This window comes from Thermotoga petrophila RKU-1, from assembly GCF_000016785.1.
Taxonomy (GTDB): domain Bacteria; phylum Thermotogota; class Thermotogae; order Thermotogales; family Thermotogaceae; genus Thermotoga; species Thermotoga petrophila.
In genome coordinates this window covers 874,827-896,063 of the sequence record NC_009486.1, presented here as the reverse complement: position 1 = coordinate 896,063, position 21,237 = coordinate 874,827, and the positions used below count along the sequence as shown (strand labels likewise).

Sequence of the window (21,237 nt, the reverse complement as noted above, 5' to 3'; positions counted from 1 at the left end):
ATATATTAGAAATGTATATATTGAAAGCATCCATGTGATGATGATACAATTAATCTGAATTTTTTGAGAATCATTCTCAAAAAAAGGGGGCAGAGCCGTGAAACTTTCAAGACTCGTACCAGGAGTTCCCGCAAGAATAAAAAGACTCGAAGTTTCCGGAGAACTGCATGAAAAACTCGTGGGAATGGGATTCGTTCCAGGTGAAGAAATAGAAATCGTTCAAGTCGCTCCCCTGGGAGATCCCATCGTTTGCAAGATTGGGAATAGGAACATCACATTGAGAAAAAGAGAAGCGGATCTCATAGAAGTGGAAGTCGTGGGAGGAGAATTGCCTTTGATCCTTGCAGACGATGGAACTTACGAGATAACCAAACTAAATGGTGGAAGGAGATTTCTTTTTAGAATGAAGAACCTTGGAATCGAATCAGGTAAGAAAATACAGGTTTCAGGAAGGAGATACTACATAGAAGGAAGGGAAATAGATTTAGGATACGGCGAAGCAACCAAGATATGGGTGAGGAGGGTCAGCGATGCCGGTGAAGAGTCTCACCCGCAGAAGTGAGATTTCTCAAAAAATCGTGAAAGTCGCTCTTGCGGGATGCCCAAACGTTGGAAAGACCAGTCTTTTCAATGCCCTGACCGGCACGAAACAGTACGTCGCCAACTGGCCCGGCGTGACGGTTGAGAAAAAGGAAGGTGTCTTCACATACAAAGGGTACACCATCAATCTGATAGACCTTCCTGGAACTTACTCGCTCGGATATTCCTCGATAGACGAAAAGATAGCCCGTGACTATTTACTGAAAGGTGACGCTGATCTTGTGATACTCGTCGCGGACTCTGTCAATCCAGAGCAGAGTCTGTATCTACTTCTTGAAATACTAGAAATGGAAAAAAAAGTTATCCTTGCCATGACAGCCATAGACGAAGCGAAAAAGACGGGAATGAAAATCGATCGTTATGAACTTCAGAAACATCTGGGAATCCCCGTGGTTTTCACCTCTTCTGTTACTGGAGAGGGTCTGGAGGAACTCAAAGAAAAGATTGTGGAGTACGCACAAAAAAACACGATTCTTCACAGAATGATTCTGGATTACGGAGAAAAAGTAGAATCTGAGATAAAGAAGGTAGAAAATTTTCTCAGAGATAAAAAGTTGAGAATCAACCCGCGGTATTTCGCTTTGAAATACCTCTCGGGGGACCCGGAATTTTACTCAGAGGGCGTGAAGCTTGGTCTTCCAGAGCTGAGCGAAGAAGAAAGGATCGGTTATCGCCTTCTCATAGCGAAAAGAAAGAGAGAATACGTTGAAAACGTTGTTAAAGAAGCCTTTGCAGATGCAGGGTCGAAATCTCTCTCTCTATCCGAAGCCATAGATCATGTCCTGACCCACAAGTTTCTTTCGTTTCCGCTGTTCTTTGCCCTCATGTATCTCGTTTTCAAGTTCACATTCGACATCGCGCAGGTCTTTTCGGACTTGCTGGATCTGCTCTTTTCCCAGTTGGGATCCGCTGTTGTCAACACTTTCGGAGAGAACGCTTTCACATCGCTGATATCCGATGGAATCATTGGTGGAGTGGGAAGTGTTCTGGTGTTCACACCAAACATCTTCGCCATGTTCCTCGCACTCGGTTTTCTGGAAGAAAGCGGTTATCTCCCCAGAGCCGCGTTCGTGATGGACAGAATCATGGAAAAATTCAAACTGAGCGGTAGAGCGTTCATGTCCCTCATACTCGGATTCGGATGTAATGTACCTTCTATCATGGCCACCCGTGCCATAGATGATCCAAGAGAAAGGCTCGTGACCATCCTCATCACTCCCTTTATCAGCTGCAGCGCAAGACTTCCAGTGTACCTTCTCATTCTGAGAATCTTCTTCCCTGAGTCCTCCGCTGCCATGCTCTTTATAATCTACTCTCTGAGTATTCTGATAACCCTCCTTTCATCGGTTGTCATAAACTGGCTGTTCTACAGGGGAAGGACTTCACCACTCATTCTGGAACTGCCGAGGTACAGAATGCCCACACTCAAGAATCTGTACATCTACACCTGGAACAGAGGAAAGCACTTTCTGAAAAAAGCCGGAACGATCATATTCGTTTCTGCCATTCTTATCTGGGTTTTGAGTTATTTCCCAGCAGCCGGGGACATTGAGAACAGCTTCTCCGCGATGATAGGAAAATCCTTGGAGTGGATCTTCAAGCCTTTTGGATACTCCTGGAAGATAGTGACATCGCTCTTCTACGGGGCCGTAGCGAAGGAAGTTGTTGTCTCGACTATGTCGATGCTCTATGGATTCGAGGAAGAAACATTCCTGGGAGCAAAGGAAGCTCTGTCTGCGGAAATGGACCCTGTGTCTGCCATAGCGTTTCTCATTTTCGTCATGGCGTACATACCGTGTTTCGCAACTATCGCAACCATATATTCTGAAACGGGAAGTTTGAAGTGGACCCTTTTCTCAATTGGATATTCCCTTTCAATTGCGTATGTGCTATCCCTGATCGTATTCTATGTTGGAAAACTGGTGGTGATGCTAATATGAACATTTTGATGTTCATATTAACCCTGATTTCTGGTATCCTTTACATGAAGATCGATCTTCTGTTCGGCATCTTCCTGGGAGTCGTCTCGCTTGTTTTTCTTGCTGGACAATTCGAGATCTCTAAAGAAAAGTACCATGCACACATGTTCGTTGGAAGTATCATTGTTTTGTTTTTCGCTGGAATGAGTCTTCTTGAGTACCTGACAGGGTTTTTGAGACCCATTCTTGGAGAAGAAAGAATCACCCTGTCAGCGGGACACTACACCCTCTTTCTAACGGGATTGGTGGCACTTTTCATGATATTCAAGAAAAGGATGAGATCAGAATGAGGTTCTTTCTGGTTGCGATCGTCCTTCTTGGTGTATCAATGTTTGGCTTCAACATCATTCTGGAATCTACACCCACACTCTACGATGTGGTGGAGTACTACGCTGGGGACTGGTGTATATTCAGGATGGTGTACGATGGAACCGTTGATCCGTACAATCCTCCTCTCCTTGAAACCAACGCCACCGTCATTGGAAAAGTGATAAAATGGCAAAAACCAGAGGAAAAACTCGCTGAAATACACAAAGAAGGTTCTTCTCTCAATCTCGTAGTGATACACGGAATGGATCCGAGGGAATACACAGGCGAGATGACCGAGTACAAGAAAGAGATTGAGAAGGTGTTCGAGGAAATAGGAGAAAGACTGAGAATAAACGTCTATCTGTTTATCTACCCAACTCTTCTTGCAGATCCGGAAAAGTCAGCCGAAAGATTCATCGATCTCACAAAAGATATGGAGAACATCATCATATTCGCACACAGCATGGGAGGAATAATAGCAGAGCATATCGCTGCTAAGCACCCTGGAAACGTGAAAGGGATAATCTTCGCGGGAACGCCTCACTTAGGAAGTCCACTTGCCAACGTTCTGTTCACCGATCCAGATCGATACGAAGAGGAGTTTCTCATAGACAAAAAGACCGCAGAAAATCTCAGAGCGGCTCTTCTGATATCCTACGCGGGTTTCAGCGCAACGTACGCTCCAGGATACAGATATCTTCTCTGGCAAAGAAAACCACTGGATTTTTCAAATGTTCCGTTTGTGAACTTGGTCGGAACTATTTCCCTCGATAGTGTAGAAAGTATTCCAGGAATTCTGCTGAACATCATGACAACATCTGCGTGGGACACCCTGGGATTAATTGGTTTGAAACTTCTTGTAAGCAGTGTTTCCACAATGAAAGACGATTTTGAAGAAACGGATGGAATGGTACCATGCAAAAGTGCCTCATACGGAGGAAATGTGCTCGTTTTCGACGCCGATCACGAAGATCTTTACAAAAGAAGAGATATAATTCTCGAAGGGCTTTCATATATTCTTTTCAGAATACTGGAAAACGAGGTGATTTTAAAGAAGGGGGGATCGCAATGAAAGTTCTTTTGATTTCTGCTATTCTGTTCAGTTTTATTCTCGCGGGATGCATGTTGACCACGACTTTCCAAACCCCACCAGGTACTGGAGAGTTTTCAGAGGAGACATTGTTTGAGAACGTTGTCGAAGAAGAATCTCCAGAATCAACAATTACTACTGTTGTGGACAACAGTTTGCCCGAATCCGATCAACACGGAACGGTTCTCTACGTTTCTCCTTCTTCAACAGATGTCACCGGTTTCATCAGCGTGTGGTTCGATCTAAAGAAGCTCCTTGAAGGAAAAGCTTTCAAAGGAGACATCGTTAAGTTTTATATCGACATACTTCAAACCAGAGAAGACCAGGCGACTGTCACTATGAACATCTATGAAGAAACCGGCGGCAGCACCTCACTCACAAAGATAGCCACGGCTCTTTTGGAGAAAAACGAATGGACGACCGTGGAAGGTACCACGACCGTCCCTGATCTTGACAATGTCGAAAGATATCTACTCGGTGTTTGTGCTTCGGAACCCGCCACACTCGACTTCTACATAGACAATTTCGAATGGGAGGTCATATATCAAGAAGAAGGAGGAGCAATCTGATCACGGATATATCTTTCTTCCCTTCTCATCAGGGATACCCGTTCTCCTGTAAAAGTATGTGTTGATTACATCACGCCACTCCTTCGCGTGTTCGAGTTGCATATGAAGACGCTCTTTCACTCTCTCAAAAATGTCTGGTGGTACCCTGTCTTTCAGTTCCTCCCATTTCTTTATGAATTCTTCTACTTCCTCCACCCCTTCAAAGTGGAGATCGTATATCGTCTGGAGGAGTGTCTTTCCGGATTTCAAACGATGATCGTATCGTACCCTGTGGAAGAAAAGAAGAAGATCCTCGGGACACGTGTTGATATCATCGTATATCTCTTTCCACGGTGAATGGTATTGAAGGGTGTAACCAGTGCCTCTGGAAGTTCTATCGACACCGATCGCTTCCCAGTTGGCTCTATGGTAAGTGCCCCATTTCGAATATTCGTATCCCTCCGGATTTGGACCGTAGTGGTGACCAGGATTCACCATCCATCCCAACCCGAACGGAGTGGTGTATTTCTCATACGTCCTGTGGGATTTCATCAACATGTATGAAACATTTTCCAGAACCTTCTCGTCATCGCCGAAAGTGAGTTTTATCCATTCTTCAACTATCCTTTCGATTTCTTCATCGGGATTCCACGCAAGTCTTCCGAACGCGTATAAATTCGCCTGAGCGAGATCGTGGCCCGTCCAGTTCACACTGTCACCAACGTTTGATACTCCGGCAAAACCATTGTTTTTGCGATCAAAGAGAGTTCCATCCACGATTCTCTTCACGTAAGAACCCTCACCCTTCGCAAATGTATCGAATTCCAGTATCTCCTTCCAGAGGTTTCCTAAAAAACACAGATGAATCTGCTGACCCGTGTATTCCTGCGTGATTTGAAGCTCAAGAATTTGATTTGTCCTCTCCATTCCTCCGAAAAGCGGATTGACGGGTTCTCTCACCTGAAAATCCATAGGACCATACTTTATTTGAATGATCACGTTGTCGTCGAACTGCCCATCAAGAGGCTTGAAATTGTCATAAGCCGCCTTTGCTCTGTCCGTTTTGTAATCTCTCCAGTCCTGGAGGCAGTTGTAAACGAAAGCCCTCCATATTACTACCCCACCGAACGGTGCCAGCGCCCTTGCAAGCATGTTTGCGCCTTCTGCGTGTGTTCTGCCAAACATGTGCGGTCCAGGATTGAACTCAGAATCGGCTTTGACAAGAAACCCTCCAAAATCTGGAATATGATCGTATATTTCCCTTGCTTTTTCTCTCCACCAGTGCGCCACTCTTTCGTCGAGGGGATCGGCCGTATCCAGCCCTCTCAGATAAACAGGGGAAGCGAAGTTTATACTTAGATAGATCTTAATTCCATACTCTCTGAAGATATCAGCCAACTTTTTCAATCTTTTAAGGTAGATAGAGTCTATCAAGTAAACTTCTCGCTTTTTGACGTTCACGTTGTTTATAACAACACCGTTTATACCTATTGAGGCTAAGAGTCTGGCGTAGTCTTTCGTTCTCTGATTTATGATAATTCTGTTGTCTTTGAAAAAAATGGAGTTCCCTGCGTATCCTCTCTCGATCGTTCCATCGAGGTTGTCACAGTGGTTAAGCATACGAAATTTCGCTTTCGGCTTCTCCAGGACGTTCATCTTCTCGATATCTTCACCAAGTCTTATTATCTTCATCAAATCAAAAATCCCGTAAACAAGCGCCTTCTTTGTTTCGCCAGTTACAAGCAGGATTTTCGAACCGTTCCACTCGAGCGTTCTCAGCATGAAACCTTCCTCACCAAGATTCTCATCGAACTTGATGGGAAGGGATTCCAAACGCCCCACCATGATGTATTTTTCTTTCTTCAGAGGTCTGGAATAAAATCCGGGAGTGATACCAATCGATCTTTCAGAAAACCTTCTGATCTCATCTTTCAAAACTGAGGAACCGGGTTCCAGAATGGAAACACTTGAAAACCAGTCTTTGAGTTTTTTGGCAACGTCAGCTGGTAGACCTCTGTACTCCAGCCAGCACATCCTGTAGTCCACAGCATCTCCCTCCTTGAAAGTTTTGAAACCCCCGGCGTTTGCCGGGGGCTCTGATTCATTTCTGTTCGATGAAGAACTGCATCGGCATGGCATTCAGAGGCGTTCTCAACACATCGTCCGTTACGAGGAATTCCGGTACGTTTCTGAAGTTGTTCTTCGCTATGGCAGGCGAAAGGTCCTCTCCGACGGTTCCTATCATCCAGAGATTTTCTCTATGGATCTTCGTCGCTTCTGCCATGAGCTCTTTGATTTTATCGGGATTCGGCGTGGAGGCTATCTGGTAGTACAGATCGACAAGTCTGTAGACTACTTCTGGTGGTTCAGATCCTTCGGGTACTTCTTCGGGTTCCACGCCTCTTATGTTCTTGTCGATATAGTATGAGATCCAGTCACTCCATCCTATGTACCAGAAGTCTGCTATGTCCTCGGAACCCGGGAAGATAACCATCGGTGAAGAGAGTGGTTGAGCAGCCCTGTCCATGTTCCACACCATCGCATCGAAGTCACCAGCATCGGCTCTTTCGTAGAAGAGAGACCTTTCAACGTTCTCGATTTCTACCCAGACACCTATTTGCTTCCAGTATTCTTTTACCATCGTCCAGACGTCAACATGGAACTGTCCGGTCACGGTGATTGTGAATCGGAGCGGTCTACCATCCGGTAAGAGTCTGTACTCGTGCTTGTTATCCCACTTCAATCCCATCTCATCGAGAAGTTTGTTCGCCCTGTCTGGATTGTACTCTGCGTACGCTTTTTCCCATTCGGAATCGAAGTACGGGGATCCACTCACGAGAGATGCCTGCCTCGGCTCAGCGAGACCGTTGAAGAGGATCTCGTTGATTTCTTCCCTGTTGATAGCAAGTGAAAGAGCCTGTCTGAACCTCACATCGTTGAAGACTTTCCTCATCACCTCGTCGGAGTGAGCGTAGTTCAGTGAGATTCTGCTGGCAGAACCGTTCGCAGCGATCCATTTCAGCACCCTGTATCCTCCACTCTGGGCGTTCTCCATGAGCAGTGTGAAGTTTCCTGCTCCCGCTCCCAGTCCCCCGATGTGTCTCCATTGCATATCGATTTCACCGGAGATCGCCTTCAGGAGTATGACTTCGTCGTTCTTGACGTATTCGTGCCGCACATAATCGATGTACGGAAGCTGGTTACCTTCGATATCAACCGCCCAGAAGTACGGGTTCCTCTCGAGTATGTAGAACTGCTCCGTTGGATCGGTGATAGGCTTCCACGGTGAGAGTGTTGGAAGCTCGGTGTTTTCAAGGAAGTCGTTTTTATCGTTGAAGAGGTCCACCCAGGTGTTGTGCACGCCCTTTACCATCTTCTTCTCTATTTCTTCCATCGGTGTGTACTTTGGATGGAACTGTTTCAGATAGTGTGCTGGTGCTCCGGTAAATCCACCGTATGGAACTTTCAGAAGGAACAATCCGTAAGGCTTGCTGAATTCAAACTTCACCGTGTAGTCGTCGAGCGCCTCGACTTTCACGCCAATGTTGTACCAGTCGGGTTTCGAAGGTGTGATATCGTCGTTTCCTACGATGTCGTTAACCCAGAACACAATATCGTGGGCCGTGTACGGTGCTCCATCAGACCACTTCACACCCTTTCTCAAATGGAAGATATAAATCCTTCCGTTTTCCAGAACTTCCCAGCTCTTTGCGAGCCCCGGAACGAGCTCTCCACCCTCTTTGTCCCAGAACGCGAGTTTCACTTCGATGAGCTTGGAAATGCCCCACCTGTCAGAAGGCCCTTTCCAGACCCTTCTCCAGGTACCACCGAACTGTCCAACTTTTTCAACAGGCTGAACCACGAGCGGTTCCTCCGGGAGCCTCTGCTCAACGGGTGGAAGTTTTCCTTCTTTGACGAGTTTGGCAAGCATCGGTGATTCGTGGTACTCAGTAATCTTTTTTCCTGTAACCTTGTAGTACTCCTCCGGTGTTGCGTAAAAGACCCATGTGTCGTTGGCAGCAAGAGCAAAAACAACCAAGAGCACAAGCGACAACAAGACAAACAACCTTCTCACAACTAACACCCCCTCACAAAGTGATTTTCACGCCTCTCAATTTCAAACTTTCGGCGAAATGACAGGCCACGTAATGTGGTTTGTCTTCCGTTCCAAGATTTCTGAACTCGGGATACTCTTCCTTACAGATACTTTTTGTATAAGGGCATCTTGGATGGAAGTAACATCCTGATGGAGGATTCGCCGGATTTGGAACCTCCCCTTCTATTGGAACGAGTTCTTCCCTCAAATCCGGATCAGGCTTTGGAACGGACCTCAAAAGCGTCTCCGTGTATGGATGCTTTGGATTTTCGAATATCTCTTCGGTGCTGGCAAGCTCCACGATCTTTCCTAAGTACATCACCGCAACTCTATCAGATATGTGTTCCACAACGCTCAGGTCGTGTGTGATAAAGAGATAGGTGAGAGAAAACTCTTCCTGAAGATCCATCAGAAGGTTCAGTATCTGTGCCCTTATAGAAACATCCAGCGCAGATGTCGGTTCATCACACACCACCAGTTTTGGCCTCAGAGCGATTGCTCTTGCTATAACGATTCTCTGTCTCTGTCCGCCAGAGAAAGCGTGCGGATACCTTATCATATACTCCGGTCTCAATCCAACCGCCTTCAAAAGCTCTGCCACTCGATCTTCCAGTTCTTTTCCTTTCGCTATACCATTCACCAAAAGCGGTTCACCAACGATCTCCTTGACCTTCATTCTTGGATTGAGAGAGGTATAAGGATTCTGAAAGATCATCTGCATATACCTTCTGTAGGGTTTCAGCTCATCTCTGGGGAGCTTCGCTATGTTCACGTCTTTTCCATCCAGATGAAGAATAACATCTCCATCTGTGGGATCTATCGCTCTGAGTATGCTTTTGGCGGTGGTTGTTTTTCCACAGCCACTCTCTCCCACCAGTGCAAGAGTTTCACCCTGTTTTATATCGAAACTGACATCGTCCACTGCTCTGACGTAACCTACCACTTTCTTGAAAAAACCCTTTGTCAGCGGGAAGTACTTCTTCAGTCCTTTCACTTCTAATAATTTCATTTCTTTTCCCCTCCATAAAGGAAACACTTTACTTTGTGACTGGGTGTTACCTCAATCTCGGGAGGTTCTTTCACATCACACAATCCTTTCATGAACTTCTCACATCTGTTGTGGAACCTGCAACCCTTTGGAAGATTGTACGGATCTGGAACCATGCCCTTTATGGTATCGAGTCTTGTCTTCCTTATTCCAATCTTCGGTATGGACCTGAGCAAAGCCTGTGTGTAAGGATGGAGTGGATTCTTGAAAAGTTCAAAGACCTCCGCTGTCTCCACAATGTTTCCGAGGTACATCACAGCCACTCTGTCTGCCATCTGGGCCACAACCCCCATATCGTGCGTGATCAGAAGGATCGAAGAATGGTACTCCTTTTGAAGTTCCTTCATTAGATAAAGAATTTGTGCCTGTATAGTCACATCCAGAGCAGTCGTGGGTTCATCCGCTAAAAGCAACGTGGGATTCAGAGACATAGCCATTGCGATCATACATCTTTGAAGCATTCCACCGGAGAGTTCAAAAGGATACATATCCACTACCTTCTCGGCGTTCGGAATCTTCACCTTTTTGAGCATCTCTACAACACGCTTCCGTGCTTCTTCCTTGGAAACTTTCTCGTGAAGTAATATCGCTTCTATCATCTGCGCACCAACTGTGTACACAGGAGAAAAAGAGGCCATCGGTTCCTGAAAAATCATCGATATATCCTTCCCTCTTATATCTCTCATTTCTTCACCTTCGGGATCGAGTTTTGCGAGATCCAAAGTCTTTCCGTTCCTGTAAAACACGATCTCCCCGCTAACTATACGGGCACTTCCTGGAAGAATTCTCAGGATAGACTGTGCCGTTACACTCTTACCACAACCACTTTCACCGACAAGACCCAGTATTTCTCCCCTTCGAATATCAAACGAAACACCATCAACCGCTTTTACTGTTCCTTCAGTGAGATCGAAATAAACTCTTAAATCTCTTATTTCAAGAACCTTTTCCATGACTCTCCTCCCTTCATGTCTTGTATGGGTCAGCGGCGTCTCTCAGACCATCACCGACGAAGTTGAAGCAGAGGACAGTGACGATCACAAAGAGACCAGGTATCAGAAGCCATGGATAGAGAGCGACAGTTCTTATGTTCTGTGCTTCCTGTAGAAGAACACCCCAGCTGATCGCAGGTGGTCTGAGTCCCAGTCCCAGAAAGCTGAGGCCAGTCTCACCGAGTATCATCCCGGGAATAGCAAGTGTAGCGGACGCTATGAGATGACTCGTCAGAGATGGAAGCATGTGTTTGAAAATGATCCTCCATTCCGAAGCTCCAGCAAGCCTTGCAGCTACAACGAAGTCTTCGTCTTTGAGCGAGAGAAATTTACTTCTCACGACTCTCGCAAGCCCTGTCCAGCCTATCAATGAGAGGATCACGGTGATGGCAAAGTACACCTTTATCTGTGACCAGTACCTTGGAAGCGCCGCAGACAGTGCCATCCAGAGAGGAATGGTTGGAATACTGATCAGAAACTCTATAGTTCTCTGGATGAAGTTATCGATCTTTCCTCCGTAGTATCCAGATATGCCCCCTATGATGATCCCAAGAACCATGCTGAGAAAAACACCTACCAGTCCTATTGTGGTGGAGATCCTGGCACCGTAAAGGATTCTGGAAAAGACATCCCTTCCGAGTCTGTCAGTTCCAAAAAGGAAGATAGTACCTTCTTCTACTCCAAAAAAATGAACGTCGGATTCCCATGTGTTCCAGAGTTTGTATTTGTCACCGTGAACAAAGAGCTTTATTTTATATATCTTCGTCTTATCTTCCTTATAGATTCTTCTGAACGTCTCCGGATCTCTTTCCATCTTGTATCCATAAACAAAGGGACCTATGAATTTTCCTTCGTGGAAGAAGTGAATCTTCTGTGGAGGAGCGTATACGTACCTTGCAAAGATCCTGTTTGGATCGTACGGTGAGAAAAATTCGCAGAAAATACCAAGAACGTAGAGTATTCCGAGGATCACCATTCCAACAACTGCGAGTTTGTTTTTCTTGAACCTCCACCACATCAACTTCCATTCTGAAGCAAGATACAGTTCTTCTGTTTTGTCCATCTTCTTCCTCTTCCACACACCTATCACCTCATTCGAATCTTATTCTGGGATCGAGCCAGGCAAGTAAGATGTCGGATATGAGAGTTCCTATGATCGTGAAGACACTCAGTATCAAAACGAGACTCCCTGCAAGGTACATATCCTGGGAAGTGAGTGCGTCAAGAAGAAGCGTACCAACCGTGGGAAGGTTCAAAACGATACCCGTCACAACTGCACCTGAGACTATCTGAGGAAGTGCCCACCCAGCAGTGGAAGCAAAAGGAATGACGGCAACTCTCAACGGGTACTTCCAGACGAGTTCTCTCTCAGGTACTCCTCTTGCTCTCGCTGCAACCACATAAGGCTTGTTTATTTCATCGAGGAGATTCGCTCTCAAAACCCTTATGAGACCGGCCATGCTTCCCGTTCCCAGGACAACTACTGGAATCCAGATGTGCTTCAAGAGATCAACAAATTTGGCCCACGACCAGGGAGCACCGGCATATTCCGGAGAAAATAGTCCACCTAAACTAACACCGGTCGTTACAAACATGAACCACAAAAGAATCAGAGCGAGGAGGAAGTTAGGTGTAGCGAGTCCTATATAACCAAGCACGGTAAAAACATAATCACCGATAGAATACTGATGCGTTCCAGAATAAACACCTATTAAAAATCCGAAAACCCACGCGAAAGCCGTTGAAAGAACGGATATCAGTATTGTCCACCAGACCCTCTGATTCAACAAATCACTGACAGGTTTTTCCCACATGAAAGAGTATCCGAAGTCACCTTTCGTAATGATGTTGCCGATCCAGTAAAAGTATCGGACTATCACTGGTTTGTCCAGACCATACCTTTTCTTCAGAACTTCCAGAGCCGCCTGATCGATGGTCTCTCCACTCTGCCTGAGCGTCATAACATATGTGGTGAGATAGTCTCCTGGAGGAAGTTCGATGATGATGAAAGAGACAATAGAGATAACGAACAACAAAGGAATGGCGTAGAGAACTCGTTTTGCTATATAAGCGAGCACACAGTACACCTCCTCGAAAATTGTTTTCAAAATCAGAAGTTACAATAACAAGTTGCATCGTTTCTTCTTGGAATGAATTCTACACTATCACATCAAAAGAAATCAAGTGCCATTAACGGTGATTACACCACATTAACTGCGAATAGCAGAAATTATTGCAGAATATTTTCGTTTTTCTAATTTGAAAGTTCCTTTCACAATATATAGTATAATTTCTTATCGAAGAAGGTCAATTTTTTCTTTACAAAAAATAACTTTAGGATGATATAATTTCCCAAAAGAAGGTTGGTTAATTTTATGCAGGGAGGTGTGTGGATCTATGCGAGTCAGGAAGAGACGGGGTCTTCTGGATGTTTCAACCGCCGTACTGGTGGGGATTTTAGCGGGTTTTCTCGGTGTCGTACTGGCAGCATCGGGTGTTCTGAGTTTCGGGAAAGAAACCTCTTCTAAGGGAGATTCTTCTCTCGAAACAGTTCTTGCTTTGAGTTTTGAAGAAACAACAGAAGGTGTGGTCCCATTTGGAAAAGGCGTTGTTCTCACAGCTTCGAAGGATGTAGCAGCAGATGGCGCGTACTCTCTAAAGGTCGAGAACAGAACCTCCCCATGGGATGGGGTAGAAATCGACCTGACCGGAAAGGTGAAATCCGGAGCAGATTACCTTCTTTCCTTCCAGGTCTATCAGTCTTCCGGTGCTCCACAATTGTTCAACGTAGTCGCGAGAACAGAAGATGAGAAGGGAGAGAGGTACGACGTCATACTCGACAAGGTTGTCGTATCAGATCACTGGAAAGAGATCTTAGTACCGTTCTCACCCACGTTCGAAGGCACACCCGCAAAATACTCTCTCATCATCGTAGCGTCTAAAAACACGAATTTCAATTTCTACCTTGACAAGGTTCAGGTACTCGTTCCAAAAGAATCGGGCCCAAAGGCCATCTATGAAACATCCTTTGAAAGCGGTGTTGGAGACTGGCAACCCAGAGGAGACGTGAACATCGAAGTCTCATCTGAAGTAGCACATTCAGGTAAGAGTTCACTCTTTATCTCCAACAGACAGAAGGGCTGGCAGGGTGCCCAGATCAACCTGAAAGGAATTCTGAAAACAGGAAAAACTTACGCCTTTGAAGCCTGGGTCTATCAGAACTCCGGTCAAGATCAAACGATCATCATGACGATGCAGAGAAAGTACTCATCCGACGCGAACACACAGTATGAGTGGATAAAATCAGCTACTGTACCATCTGGTCAGTGGGTACAGCTCTCTGGAACGTACACGATCCCGGCCGGAGTTACCGTGGAAGATCTCACGCTTTACTTCGAATCTCAAAATCCAACCCTTGAGTTCTACGTGGATGACGTGAAGATAGTGGATACAACTTCCGCAGAGATAAAGATTGAAATGGAACCTGAAAAAGAGATACCCGCTCTGAAAGAAGTACTGAAAGATTACTTCAGAGTCGGAGTTGCACTGCCGTCCAAGGTCTTCCTCAACCCGAAGGACATAGAACTCATCACGAAACACTTCAACAGCATCACCGCAGAAAACGAGATGAAACCAGAGAGCCTGCTCGCAGGCATCGAAAACGGTAAGTTGAAGTTCAGGTTTGAAACGGCAGACAAATACGTTCAGTTCGTTGAAGAAAACGGCATGGTCATAAGAGGTCACACTCTTGTGTGGCACAGCCAGACACCCGACTGGTTCTTCAAAGATGAAAACGGGAACCTCCTCTCCAAAGAAGCGATGACGGAAAGACTCAAAGAGTACATCTACACCGTTGTCGGACACTTCAAAGGAAAAGTCTACGCATGGGACGTGGTGAACGAAGCAGTTGATCCGAACCAGCCGGATGGACTGAGAAGATCCACCTGGTACCAGATCATGGGGCCTGACTACATAGAACTCGCCTTCAAGTTCGCAAGAGAAGCAGATCCAGATGCAAAACTCTTCTACAACGACTACAACACATTCGAGCCCAGAAAGAGAGACATCATCTACAACCTCGTGAAAGATCTCAAAGAGAAGGGACTCATCGATGGGATAGGGATGCAGTGTCACATCAGTCTTGCAACAGACATCAAACAGATCGAAGAGGCCATCAAAAAGTTCAGCACCATACCCGGTATAGAAATTCACATCACAGAACTCGATATGAGTGTCTACAGAGATTCCAGTTCCAACTACCCAGAGGCACCGAGGACGGCACTCATCGAACAGGCTCACAAAATGATGCAGCTCTTTGAGATCTTCAAGAAGTACAGCAACGTGATCACGAACGTCACATTCTGGGGTCTCAAGGACGATTACTCCTGGAGAGCAACAAGAAGAAACGACTGGCCGCTCATCTTCGACAAAGATCACCAGGCGAAACTCGCTTACTGGGCGATAGTGGCACCTGAGGTCCTTCCACCACTTCCAAAAGAAAGCAGGATCTCCGAAGGCGAAGCAGTGGTAGTGGGGATGATGGACGACTCGTACCTGATGTCGAAGCCGATAGAGATCCTTGACGAAGAAGGGAACGTGAAGGCAACGATCAGGGCAGTGTGGAAAGACAGCACGATCTACATCTACGGAGAGGTACAGGACAAGACAAAGAAACCAGCAGAAGACGGAGTGGCCATATTCATCAACCCGAACAACGAAAGAACACCCTATCTGCAGCCTGATGATACCTACGTTGTGCTGTGGACGAACTGGAAGACGGAGGTCAACAGAGAAGACGTACAGGTGAAGAAATTCGTTGGGCCTGGCTTTAGAAGATACAGCTTCGAGATGTCGATCACGATACCGGGTGTGGAGTTCAAGAAAGACAGCTACATAGGATTTGACGTTGCGGTGATAGACGACGGGAAGTGGTACAGCTGGAGCGACACGACGAACAGCCAGAAGACGAACACGATGAACTACGGAACGCTGAAGCTCGAAGGAATAATGGTAGCGACAGCAAAATACGGAACACCGGTCATCGATGGAGAGATCGATGAGATCTGGAACACGACAGAGGAGATAGAGACGAAAGCGGTGGCTATGGGATCGCTTGACAAGAATGCGACAGCGAAAGTGAGGGTGCTGTGGGACGAGAACTACCTGTACGTACTTGCGATCGTGAAAGATCCCGTTCTGAACAAAGACAACAGCAACCCGTGGGAGCAGGATTCCGTGGAGATCTTCGTGGATGAGAACAACCACAAGACAGGATACTACGAAGACGACGACGCGCAGTTCAGGGTGAACTACATGAACGAGCAGACCTTTGGAACGGGAGGAAGTCCAGCGAGGTTCAAGACAGCGGTGAAGCTGATCGAAGGAGGATACATAGTTGAGGCAGCGATCAAGTGGAAGACGATCAAGCCAACACCGAACACAGTGATAGGATTCAACATCCAGGTGAACGATGCGAACGAGAAAGGGCAGAGGGTCGGTATCATCTCCTGGAGCGATCCCACAAACAACAGCTGGCAAGATCCTTCAAAGTTCGGTAACCTCAGACTCATCAAGTGAGGGGGTGCTCCCCCTCCTTTTTGATCATCATCTCGAAGGGGGGTAGATAGATCATGAAAAAGTGGTTTTTGTTGAGTGTGCTGGGAGTCTTCGCTTTTCTGATCATCCTTTCAGGATGTGTCTCTGCACCTGGTACGGAAGGAGCATTGAACAAGGTTCTAAAGGTAGAAACGGGTGATCAAGGCTGGAAAACGGCGTGGTTCTACGATATTGAGAACTACATCAACGCAGATGCAACCTACACCTACAGCGTCAGGATCTACCACGAAGAAGCCACATCTGTGAAGTTCAATCTCACGTTGAAGACAACAAAAGATCAATACGAATCCATATTCTATGGAAGTGAAGTTCCACCCGCAACATGGGTGACGATTGAAGCAACCTACACGTTGAACTCCTCTAATGGAAATCCCTCGGACATCTACATCGAACCTCAGACCTCCGGTATTGTCTTCTACTTCGACGACTTTGTGATCAAGGATGAGAGTGGCAAAGTTGTTTTGAAAACTGATTTCGAAGACGGTACAGAACAGGGCTGGTTGGGTAACGGCGCCACCATTTCTGTTGTGTATGACCCTGCCCAGTGAGCCGGAATCCTGTGAAATTAAAACCCCCGCTCGTGCGGGGGTTTATTCTTCATACACTGTGTAGATACTCATTTTTCAAATATCTGGAGGAAACGAAAATAAGAAGAGATCCACCGATGAGCTTCAGGAGGTAGATGATGATTTCCGGTAATCCCAACTTATAACCGACCGAGAAGAAAAATGGAGCCTGAAACCCTGCCCAAACAAACATGAGGATTCCTGAAACTGTGAGAACCGCCCTTAGAAGATCCTTCATACTACTTTCCACTTTTTTCCTGAAGTAACTCTCACTGAATATGAAAAATCCAAGGAACGCGATGCCCAAAACTATCACAACGAATTTGTCCACAGCATTTATGGTCTGAACTCGAGCGTTCGTGAGTCCAAGAACTGTGAAGAAGAACCTTCTTCCCTCAAAGAAGATTACGTAGAATCCAAGAACACTCGTCACCACAAGGAAGAGATAGGCCAAAACGTAATTGAAAAATTTTTTCATAATTTCCCTCCTCATCCAAAGAAGAGAGCCTTCGGACCATCGTAACTAACGTGCTTCACGAGTTCTCTTGCTTCCTTGATAGGAATCTGTCCCCTTTCAACCATCTCTCCCACTACACTCGAAAGAACCCTCCTGAACATCTCCGTTCTGGAGCCGAACGAGAGGAGTTTTCTGGAATCAGTAACCATTCCAGCGAGGTTGTACAGCAGATCGACCGAGGCCAGGTATTTCAGATGCATCTCCATGCCGAACGGGCTGTCGTTGAACCACCAGGGAGCACCAACATAAACATTCGGGAAGGCGCGCGCAATGGTTGCGACCGTTGGCAGGTGTGTGGGGTCGAGTACATAAAGAACGATCTTGAGTTTTCCGTCGAACTCGTTCAGAAAGTACCTCAGTCCTTCTGCGATTCTCAGAAAGTTCGTTGAAATATCTCCTCCCGAATCTGGTCCGAGTGTTTTGAAAAGACTGTCCCTGTAGTCCCTCAGGGCGCCTATGTGGAGCTGGGTCACCCAGTTCGTCTCCTGGTTCATTCTTCCAAACTGCATCATCATGAAGGCCTTGTAATCGTTTATTTCATCCTGAGTGAGTTTCTCTCCACTGAAGGCTTTTTCATGAATTGCCCTCGCTCTGTTTTCGTCTACATAGTATATCGATGGCTCCAGGAGGGCATGGTCACTCGCCACACAACCATGCTCTTTGAAATGTTCGTGGGATTTCCAGAGCGCACTCAGGAAACCCTCCAGCGTGGAGGTATCTTCACCGTAACGCTCCCCCATCTTCTCCACGTACTCTTTCCATCCCTCTTTGTCCACGTTCATTGCTCTGTCCGGCCTCCAGGTGGGAAGGATGGTAACACCTTCCACCACTTCTTTTGCCTTCCTGTGATGTTCCAGAGTGGAAACAGGATCATCTGTCGTGCAAAGGATCTCCACCTTCATGTCTCTGAGAAGTTTCTGAGGTGTCATCTCAGGAAGCTTCTTTTTCGTTTCTTCCCATATCTCTTCTGCCGTCTCTTCTGAAATTACCTTCTTTATGTTGAACCTTCTCCAGAGATCAAGGTGTATCCACTCATAGGTTGGATTCCCCACAAATCTTGGAAACACCTTTGCGAGTGCAAGCCACTTCTCTTTGTTACTTCTCGACCCGGTTATGTACTCTTCTGAAATACCACAGCGTCTCATGAGTTCCCACACATAATGATCTGTTGCACCCTCTACCTCCCAGATATCGCTCCAGGGTTTGTTCTCAACGATGTCTTTCGCATCCAGATGGTTGTGTGGATCCACAATGGGAAGATCCTTGACCTCATTGAACAATCGCACAGCTGCTCTGTTTGTCAGAAGGTAATCCTCTCCAAGAAACATACATCCACCTCCATTTGAAAATGGTTTTCTCAAAAAGAAAATCTTCATGGTATTATTATAATTGATTGTAGACAAAGAAGAAAATCAGGGAGGCAGATAATTTGAATACCCTCAAAAAAGCCTTTGAAATACTGGATTTCATCGTAAAGAATCCTGGCGATGTAAGTGTTTCTGAAATAGCCGAAAAGTTCAATATGAGCGTTTCAAACGCATACAAATACATGATCGTTCTCGAAGAGAAAGGGTTTGTTCTCAGAAAAAAAGACAAGAGATACGTACCGGGGTACAAATTGATAGAGTACGGTTCATTCGTTCTGAGGCGCTTCAACATTAGGGATATAGCTCACGACCATCTCGTGGATATCATGAAAAGAACGGGGGAAACAGTACACCTGATTTTGAAAGATGGCTTCGAGGGAGTTTACATAGACAAGGTGGAGGGTGAGCAGAGCATTCCTATGGTCTCAAGACTTGGTATGAAAGTCGACCTTTACTCCACAGCCTCTGGTAAATCCATTCTCGCCTTCGTTCCCGAAAAAGAATTGAAGGAATACCTGAAAATTGTGGAACTAAAACCAAAAACCCCAAACACCATCACGAATCCCAGAGTACTGAAGAGAGAGCTTGAAAAAATTAGAAAGCGAGGATACGCCGTAGACAACGAAGAAAACGAAATAGGTATCATGTGTGTGGGAGTTCCTATATTTGATCACAACGGATATCCGGTGGCTGGAGTGAGTATTTCCGGGGTTGCACGAAAGTTCACAGAGGAAAAAATAGAAGAATACTCCGATGTACTCAAAGAAAAGGCAGAAGAAATATCCAGAAAACTTGGATATTGAAATCCGTAGATCTATGATTTTTGGTTTTTTCGAAACATTATTAAACATCACATATCAGGAGGGATGAAGATGGAAGAGCTCTTCAAAAAACACAAGATTGTAGCCGTGCTGAGGGCAAACAGTGTGGAAGAAGCGAAAGAAAAGGCGTTGGCTGTTTTTGAAGGAGGAGTTCACCTCATCGAAATCACCTTCACTGTTCCAGACGCTGACACAGTCATCAAAGAACTCTCGTTCCTCAAGGAAAAAGGTGCCATAATAGGTGCAGGTACAGTGACGAGTGTCGAACAGTGCAGAAAAGCTGTAGAAAGTGGAGCAGAGTTCATCGTCAGTCCACACCTTGACGAAGAAATCTCTCAATTCTGCAAAGAAAAAGGTGTCTTCTACATGCCCGGTGTGATGACACCCACCGAACTTGTAAAAGCCATGAAACTCGGTCACACGATTTTGAAACTCTTCCCTGGAGAAGTGGTGGGACCTCAGTTTGTAAAAGCGATGAAAGGACCGTTCCCCAATGTGAAATTCGTGCCCACTGGAGGCGTGAATCTGGACAACGTGTGTGAGTGGTTCAAAGCCGGAGTCCTCGCTGTTGGTGTTGGAAGTGCTCTTGTGAAAGGAACACCAGACGAGGTGAGAGAAAAAGCAAAAGCGCTCGTAGAAAAGATCAGGGGGTGCACAGAATGAAGGTGGTAACTTTTGGAGAGATCATGTTGAGACTCTCACCACCAGATCATAAGAGGATCTTCCAGACAGACAGCTTCGACGTCACCTACGGCGGAGCAGAAGCGAACGTAGCGGCTTTTCTTGCTCAGATGGGACTCGATGCGTACTTTGTGACAAAACTACCAAACAACCCGCTGGGGGACGCTGCAGCAGGACATCTCAGAAAGTTCGGTGTGAAGACAGACTACATAGCAAGAGGTGGAAATCGAATAGGTATTTACTTCCTCGAAATAGGGGCTTCTCAGAGACCGAGTAAAGTTGTCTACGACAGAGCACACTCTGCCATTTCTGAGGCAAAAAGGGAAGACTTCGACTGGGAGAAAATTTTGGATGGTGCCAGATGGTTCCACTTCTCAGGAATTACTCCTCCCCTTGGAAAAGAACTCCCTTTCATCCTTGAAGACGCCTTGAAAGTCGCCAGAGAAAAAGGTGTGACGGTGAGCTGTGATCTCAACTACAGAGCAAGACTCTGGACAAAAGAAGAGGCACAGAAGGTGATGATTCCATTCATGGAATACGTGGATGTTCTGATTGCAAACGAAGAAGACATAGAAAAAGTCCTTGGTATCTCGGTTGAAGGTCTCGATCTTAAGACAGGAAAACTGAACAGAGAATCGTACGCGAAGATAGCAGAAGAAGTCAATAAGAAGTACAACTTCAAGACGGTTGGTATCACTCTCAGAGAAAGCATATCCGCAACTGTGAATTACTGGTCTGTCATGGTTTTTGAAAATGGTCAGCCCCATTTCTCGAACAGATATGAAATACATATCGTGGACAGAGTGGGAGCCGGAGACAGCTTTGCAGGGGCTCTCATCTACGGAAGTTTGATGGAATTTGACCCGCAGAAGAAAGCCGAATTCGCAGCAGCCGCTTCCTGTCTCAAGCACACGATACCTGGGGATTTCGCGGTACTTAGCGTAGAAGAGATAGAGAAACTCGCATCTGGTGCTACCTCCGGTCGAGTGGAAAGATAAGGAGGTGAA

General features: G+C 46.0%; 18 protein-coding genes. 10 read left to right on the top strand and 8 right to left on the bottom strand.

What is annotated here, in order from left to right; genetic code table 11:
* Positions 1-97: 97 nt before the first annotated feature.
* Genes TPET_RS04470 through TPET_RS04450 form a run of 5 tightly spaced genes read left to right on the top strand, consistent with a single transcriptional unit; the run spans position 98 to position 4,547 of the window.
* The gene (locus TPET_RS04470; protein ID WP_004082532.1) at positions 98-562 is read left to right on the top strand and encodes a FeoA family protein; all 465 of its coding nucleotides are present in this window, start codon (positions 98-100) and stop codon (positions 560-562) included.
* Complete coding sequence (gene feoB / locus TPET_RS04465; RefSeq protein ID WP_004082534.1) at positions 531-2,540, top strand: ferrous iron transport protein B; 2,010 nt, start codon at positions 531-533, stop codon at positions 2,538-2,540. Before TPET_RS04470 ends, feoB begins: the two co-directional genes overlap by 32 nt.
* Positions 2,537-2,869, top strand: a complete 333-nt coding sequence (locus TPET_RS04460) for a hypothetical protein (RefSeq protein WP_004082537.1) — start codon at positions 2,537-2,539, stop codon at positions 2,867-2,869. Before feoB ends, TPET_RS04460 begins: the two co-directional genes overlap by 4 nt.
* Positions 2,866-3,960 (top strand): lipase family alpha/beta hydrolase, encoded by a 1,095-nt coding sequence (locus TPET_RS04455; protein WP_011943454.1) that lies wholly within the window; start codon positions 2,866-2,868, stop codon positions 3,958-3,960. The genes TPET_RS04460 and TPET_RS04455 overlap by 4 nt, the downstream gene beginning before the upstream one ends.
* A complete protein-coding gene (locus TPET_RS04450) occupies positions 3,957-4,547 on the top strand; it encodes a hypothetical protein (RefSeq protein WP_011943453.1) in 591 nt (196 codons plus the stop codon). The genes TPET_RS04455 and TPET_RS04450 overlap by 4 nt, the downstream gene beginning before the upstream one ends.
* On the opposite strand, the gene aguA is transcribed toward TPET_RS04450, so the two are convergent.
* Genes aguA through TPET_RS04420 form a run of 6 tightly spaced genes read right to left on the bottom strand, consistent with a single transcriptional unit; the run spans position 4,548 to position 12,740 of the window.
* Positions 4,548-6,572, bottom strand: a complete 2,025-nt coding sequence (gene aguA, locus TPET_RS04445) for a xylan alpha-(1->2)-glucuronosidase (protein WP_011943452.1) — start codon at positions 6,570-6,572, stop codon at positions 4,548-4,550. It lies immediately after the preceding gene.
* 55 nt (positions 6,573-6,627) lie between these two features.
* On the bottom strand, positions 6,628-8,601 hold the full coding sequence (locus TPET_RS04440; protein ID WP_011943451.1) for an ABC transporter substrate-binding protein: 1,974 nt from the start codon (positions 8,599-8,601) through the stop codon (positions 6,628-6,630).
* 13 nt (positions 8,602-8,614) lie between these two features.
* Positions 8,615-9,631 carry an ABC transporter ATP-binding protein gene (locus TPET_RS04435; protein WP_011943450.1) on the bottom strand — a complete coding sequence of 339 codons (1,017 nt, stop codon included), beginning with the start codon at positions 9,629-9,631 and terminating at the stop codon, positions 8,615-8,617.
* A complete protein-coding gene (locus TPET_RS04430; protein WP_011943449.1) occupies positions 9,628-10,623 on the bottom strand; it encodes an ABC transporter ATP-binding protein in 996 nt (331 codons plus the stop codon). Before TPET_RS04430 ends, TPET_RS04435 begins: the two co-directional genes overlap by 4 nt.
* Positions 10,624-10,636: 13 nt before the next feature.
* Positions 10,637-11,725, bottom strand: coding sequence for an ABC transporter permease (locus TPET_RS04425; protein WP_048810914.1), 1,089 nt, complete (start codon positions 11,723-11,725; stop codon positions 10,637-10,639).
* Positions 11,726-11,753: 28 nt separating this feature from the next.
* On the bottom strand, positions 11,754-12,740 hold the full coding sequence (locus TPET_RS04420; protein WP_004082548.1) for an ABC transporter permease: 987 nt from the start codon (positions 12,738-12,740) through the stop codon (positions 11,754-11,756).
* 319 nt (positions 12,741-13,059) lie between these two features.
* Between TPET_RS04420 and xynA the strand changes: the two genes are divergently transcribed.
* A complete protein-coding gene (gene xynA / locus TPET_RS04415; protein ID WP_011943447.1) occupies positions 13,060-16,239 on the top strand; it encodes an endo-1,4-beta-xylanase XynA in 3,180 nt (1,059 codons plus the stop codon).
* 53 nt (positions 16,240-16,292) lie between these two features.
* A complete protein-coding gene (locus tag TPET_RS04410; protein WP_011943446.1) occupies positions 16,293-16,826 on the top strand; it encodes a carbohydrate binding domain-containing protein in 534 nt (177 codons plus the stop codon).
* 49 nt (positions 16,827-16,875) lie between these two features.
* Here the strand turns inward: TPET_RS04410 and TPET_RS04405 are convergent, their stop codons facing one another.
* Both TPET_RS04405 and uxaC read right to left on the bottom strand, forming a co-directional pair.
* Positions 16,876-17,322, bottom strand: coding sequence for a hypothetical protein (locus tag TPET_RS04405; RefSeq protein WP_011943445.1), 447 nt, complete (start codon positions 17,320-17,322; stop codon positions 16,876-16,878).
* An 11-nt stretch (positions 17,323-17,333) separates the two neighbouring features.
* Complete coding sequence (gene uxaC, locus TPET_RS04400; protein ID WP_011943444.1) at positions 17,334-18,689, bottom strand: glucuronate isomerase; 1,356 nt, start codon at positions 18,687-18,689, stop codon at positions 17,334-17,336.
* Positions 18,690-18,790: 101 nt separating this feature from the next.
* On the opposite strand from uxaC, the gene TPET_RS04395 reads away from it, so the two are divergent.
* The 3 genes from TPET_RS04395 (at position 18,791) to TPET_RS04385 (ending at position 21,228) form a co-directional block, all read left to right on the top strand.
* A complete protein-coding gene (locus tag TPET_RS04395) occupies positions 18,791-19,531 on the top strand; it encodes an IclR family transcriptional regulator (protein WP_011943443.1) in 741 nt (246 codons plus the stop codon).
* 69 nt (positions 19,532-19,600) lie between these two features.
* On the top strand, positions 19,601-20,212 hold the full coding sequence (locus TPET_RS04390) for a bifunctional 4-hydroxy-2-oxoglutarate aldolase/2-dehydro-3-deoxy-phosphogluconate aldolase (RefSeq protein WP_011943442.1): 612 nt from the start codon (positions 19,601-19,603) through the stop codon (positions 20,210-20,212).
* On the top strand, positions 20,209-21,228 hold the full coding sequence (locus TPET_RS04385; protein WP_011943441.1) for a sugar kinase: 1,020 nt from the start codon (positions 20,209-20,211) through the stop codon (positions 21,226-21,228). The genes TPET_RS04390 and TPET_RS04385 overlap by 4 nt, the downstream gene beginning before the upstream one ends.
* Positions 21,229-21,237 lie beyond the last annotated feature (9 nt).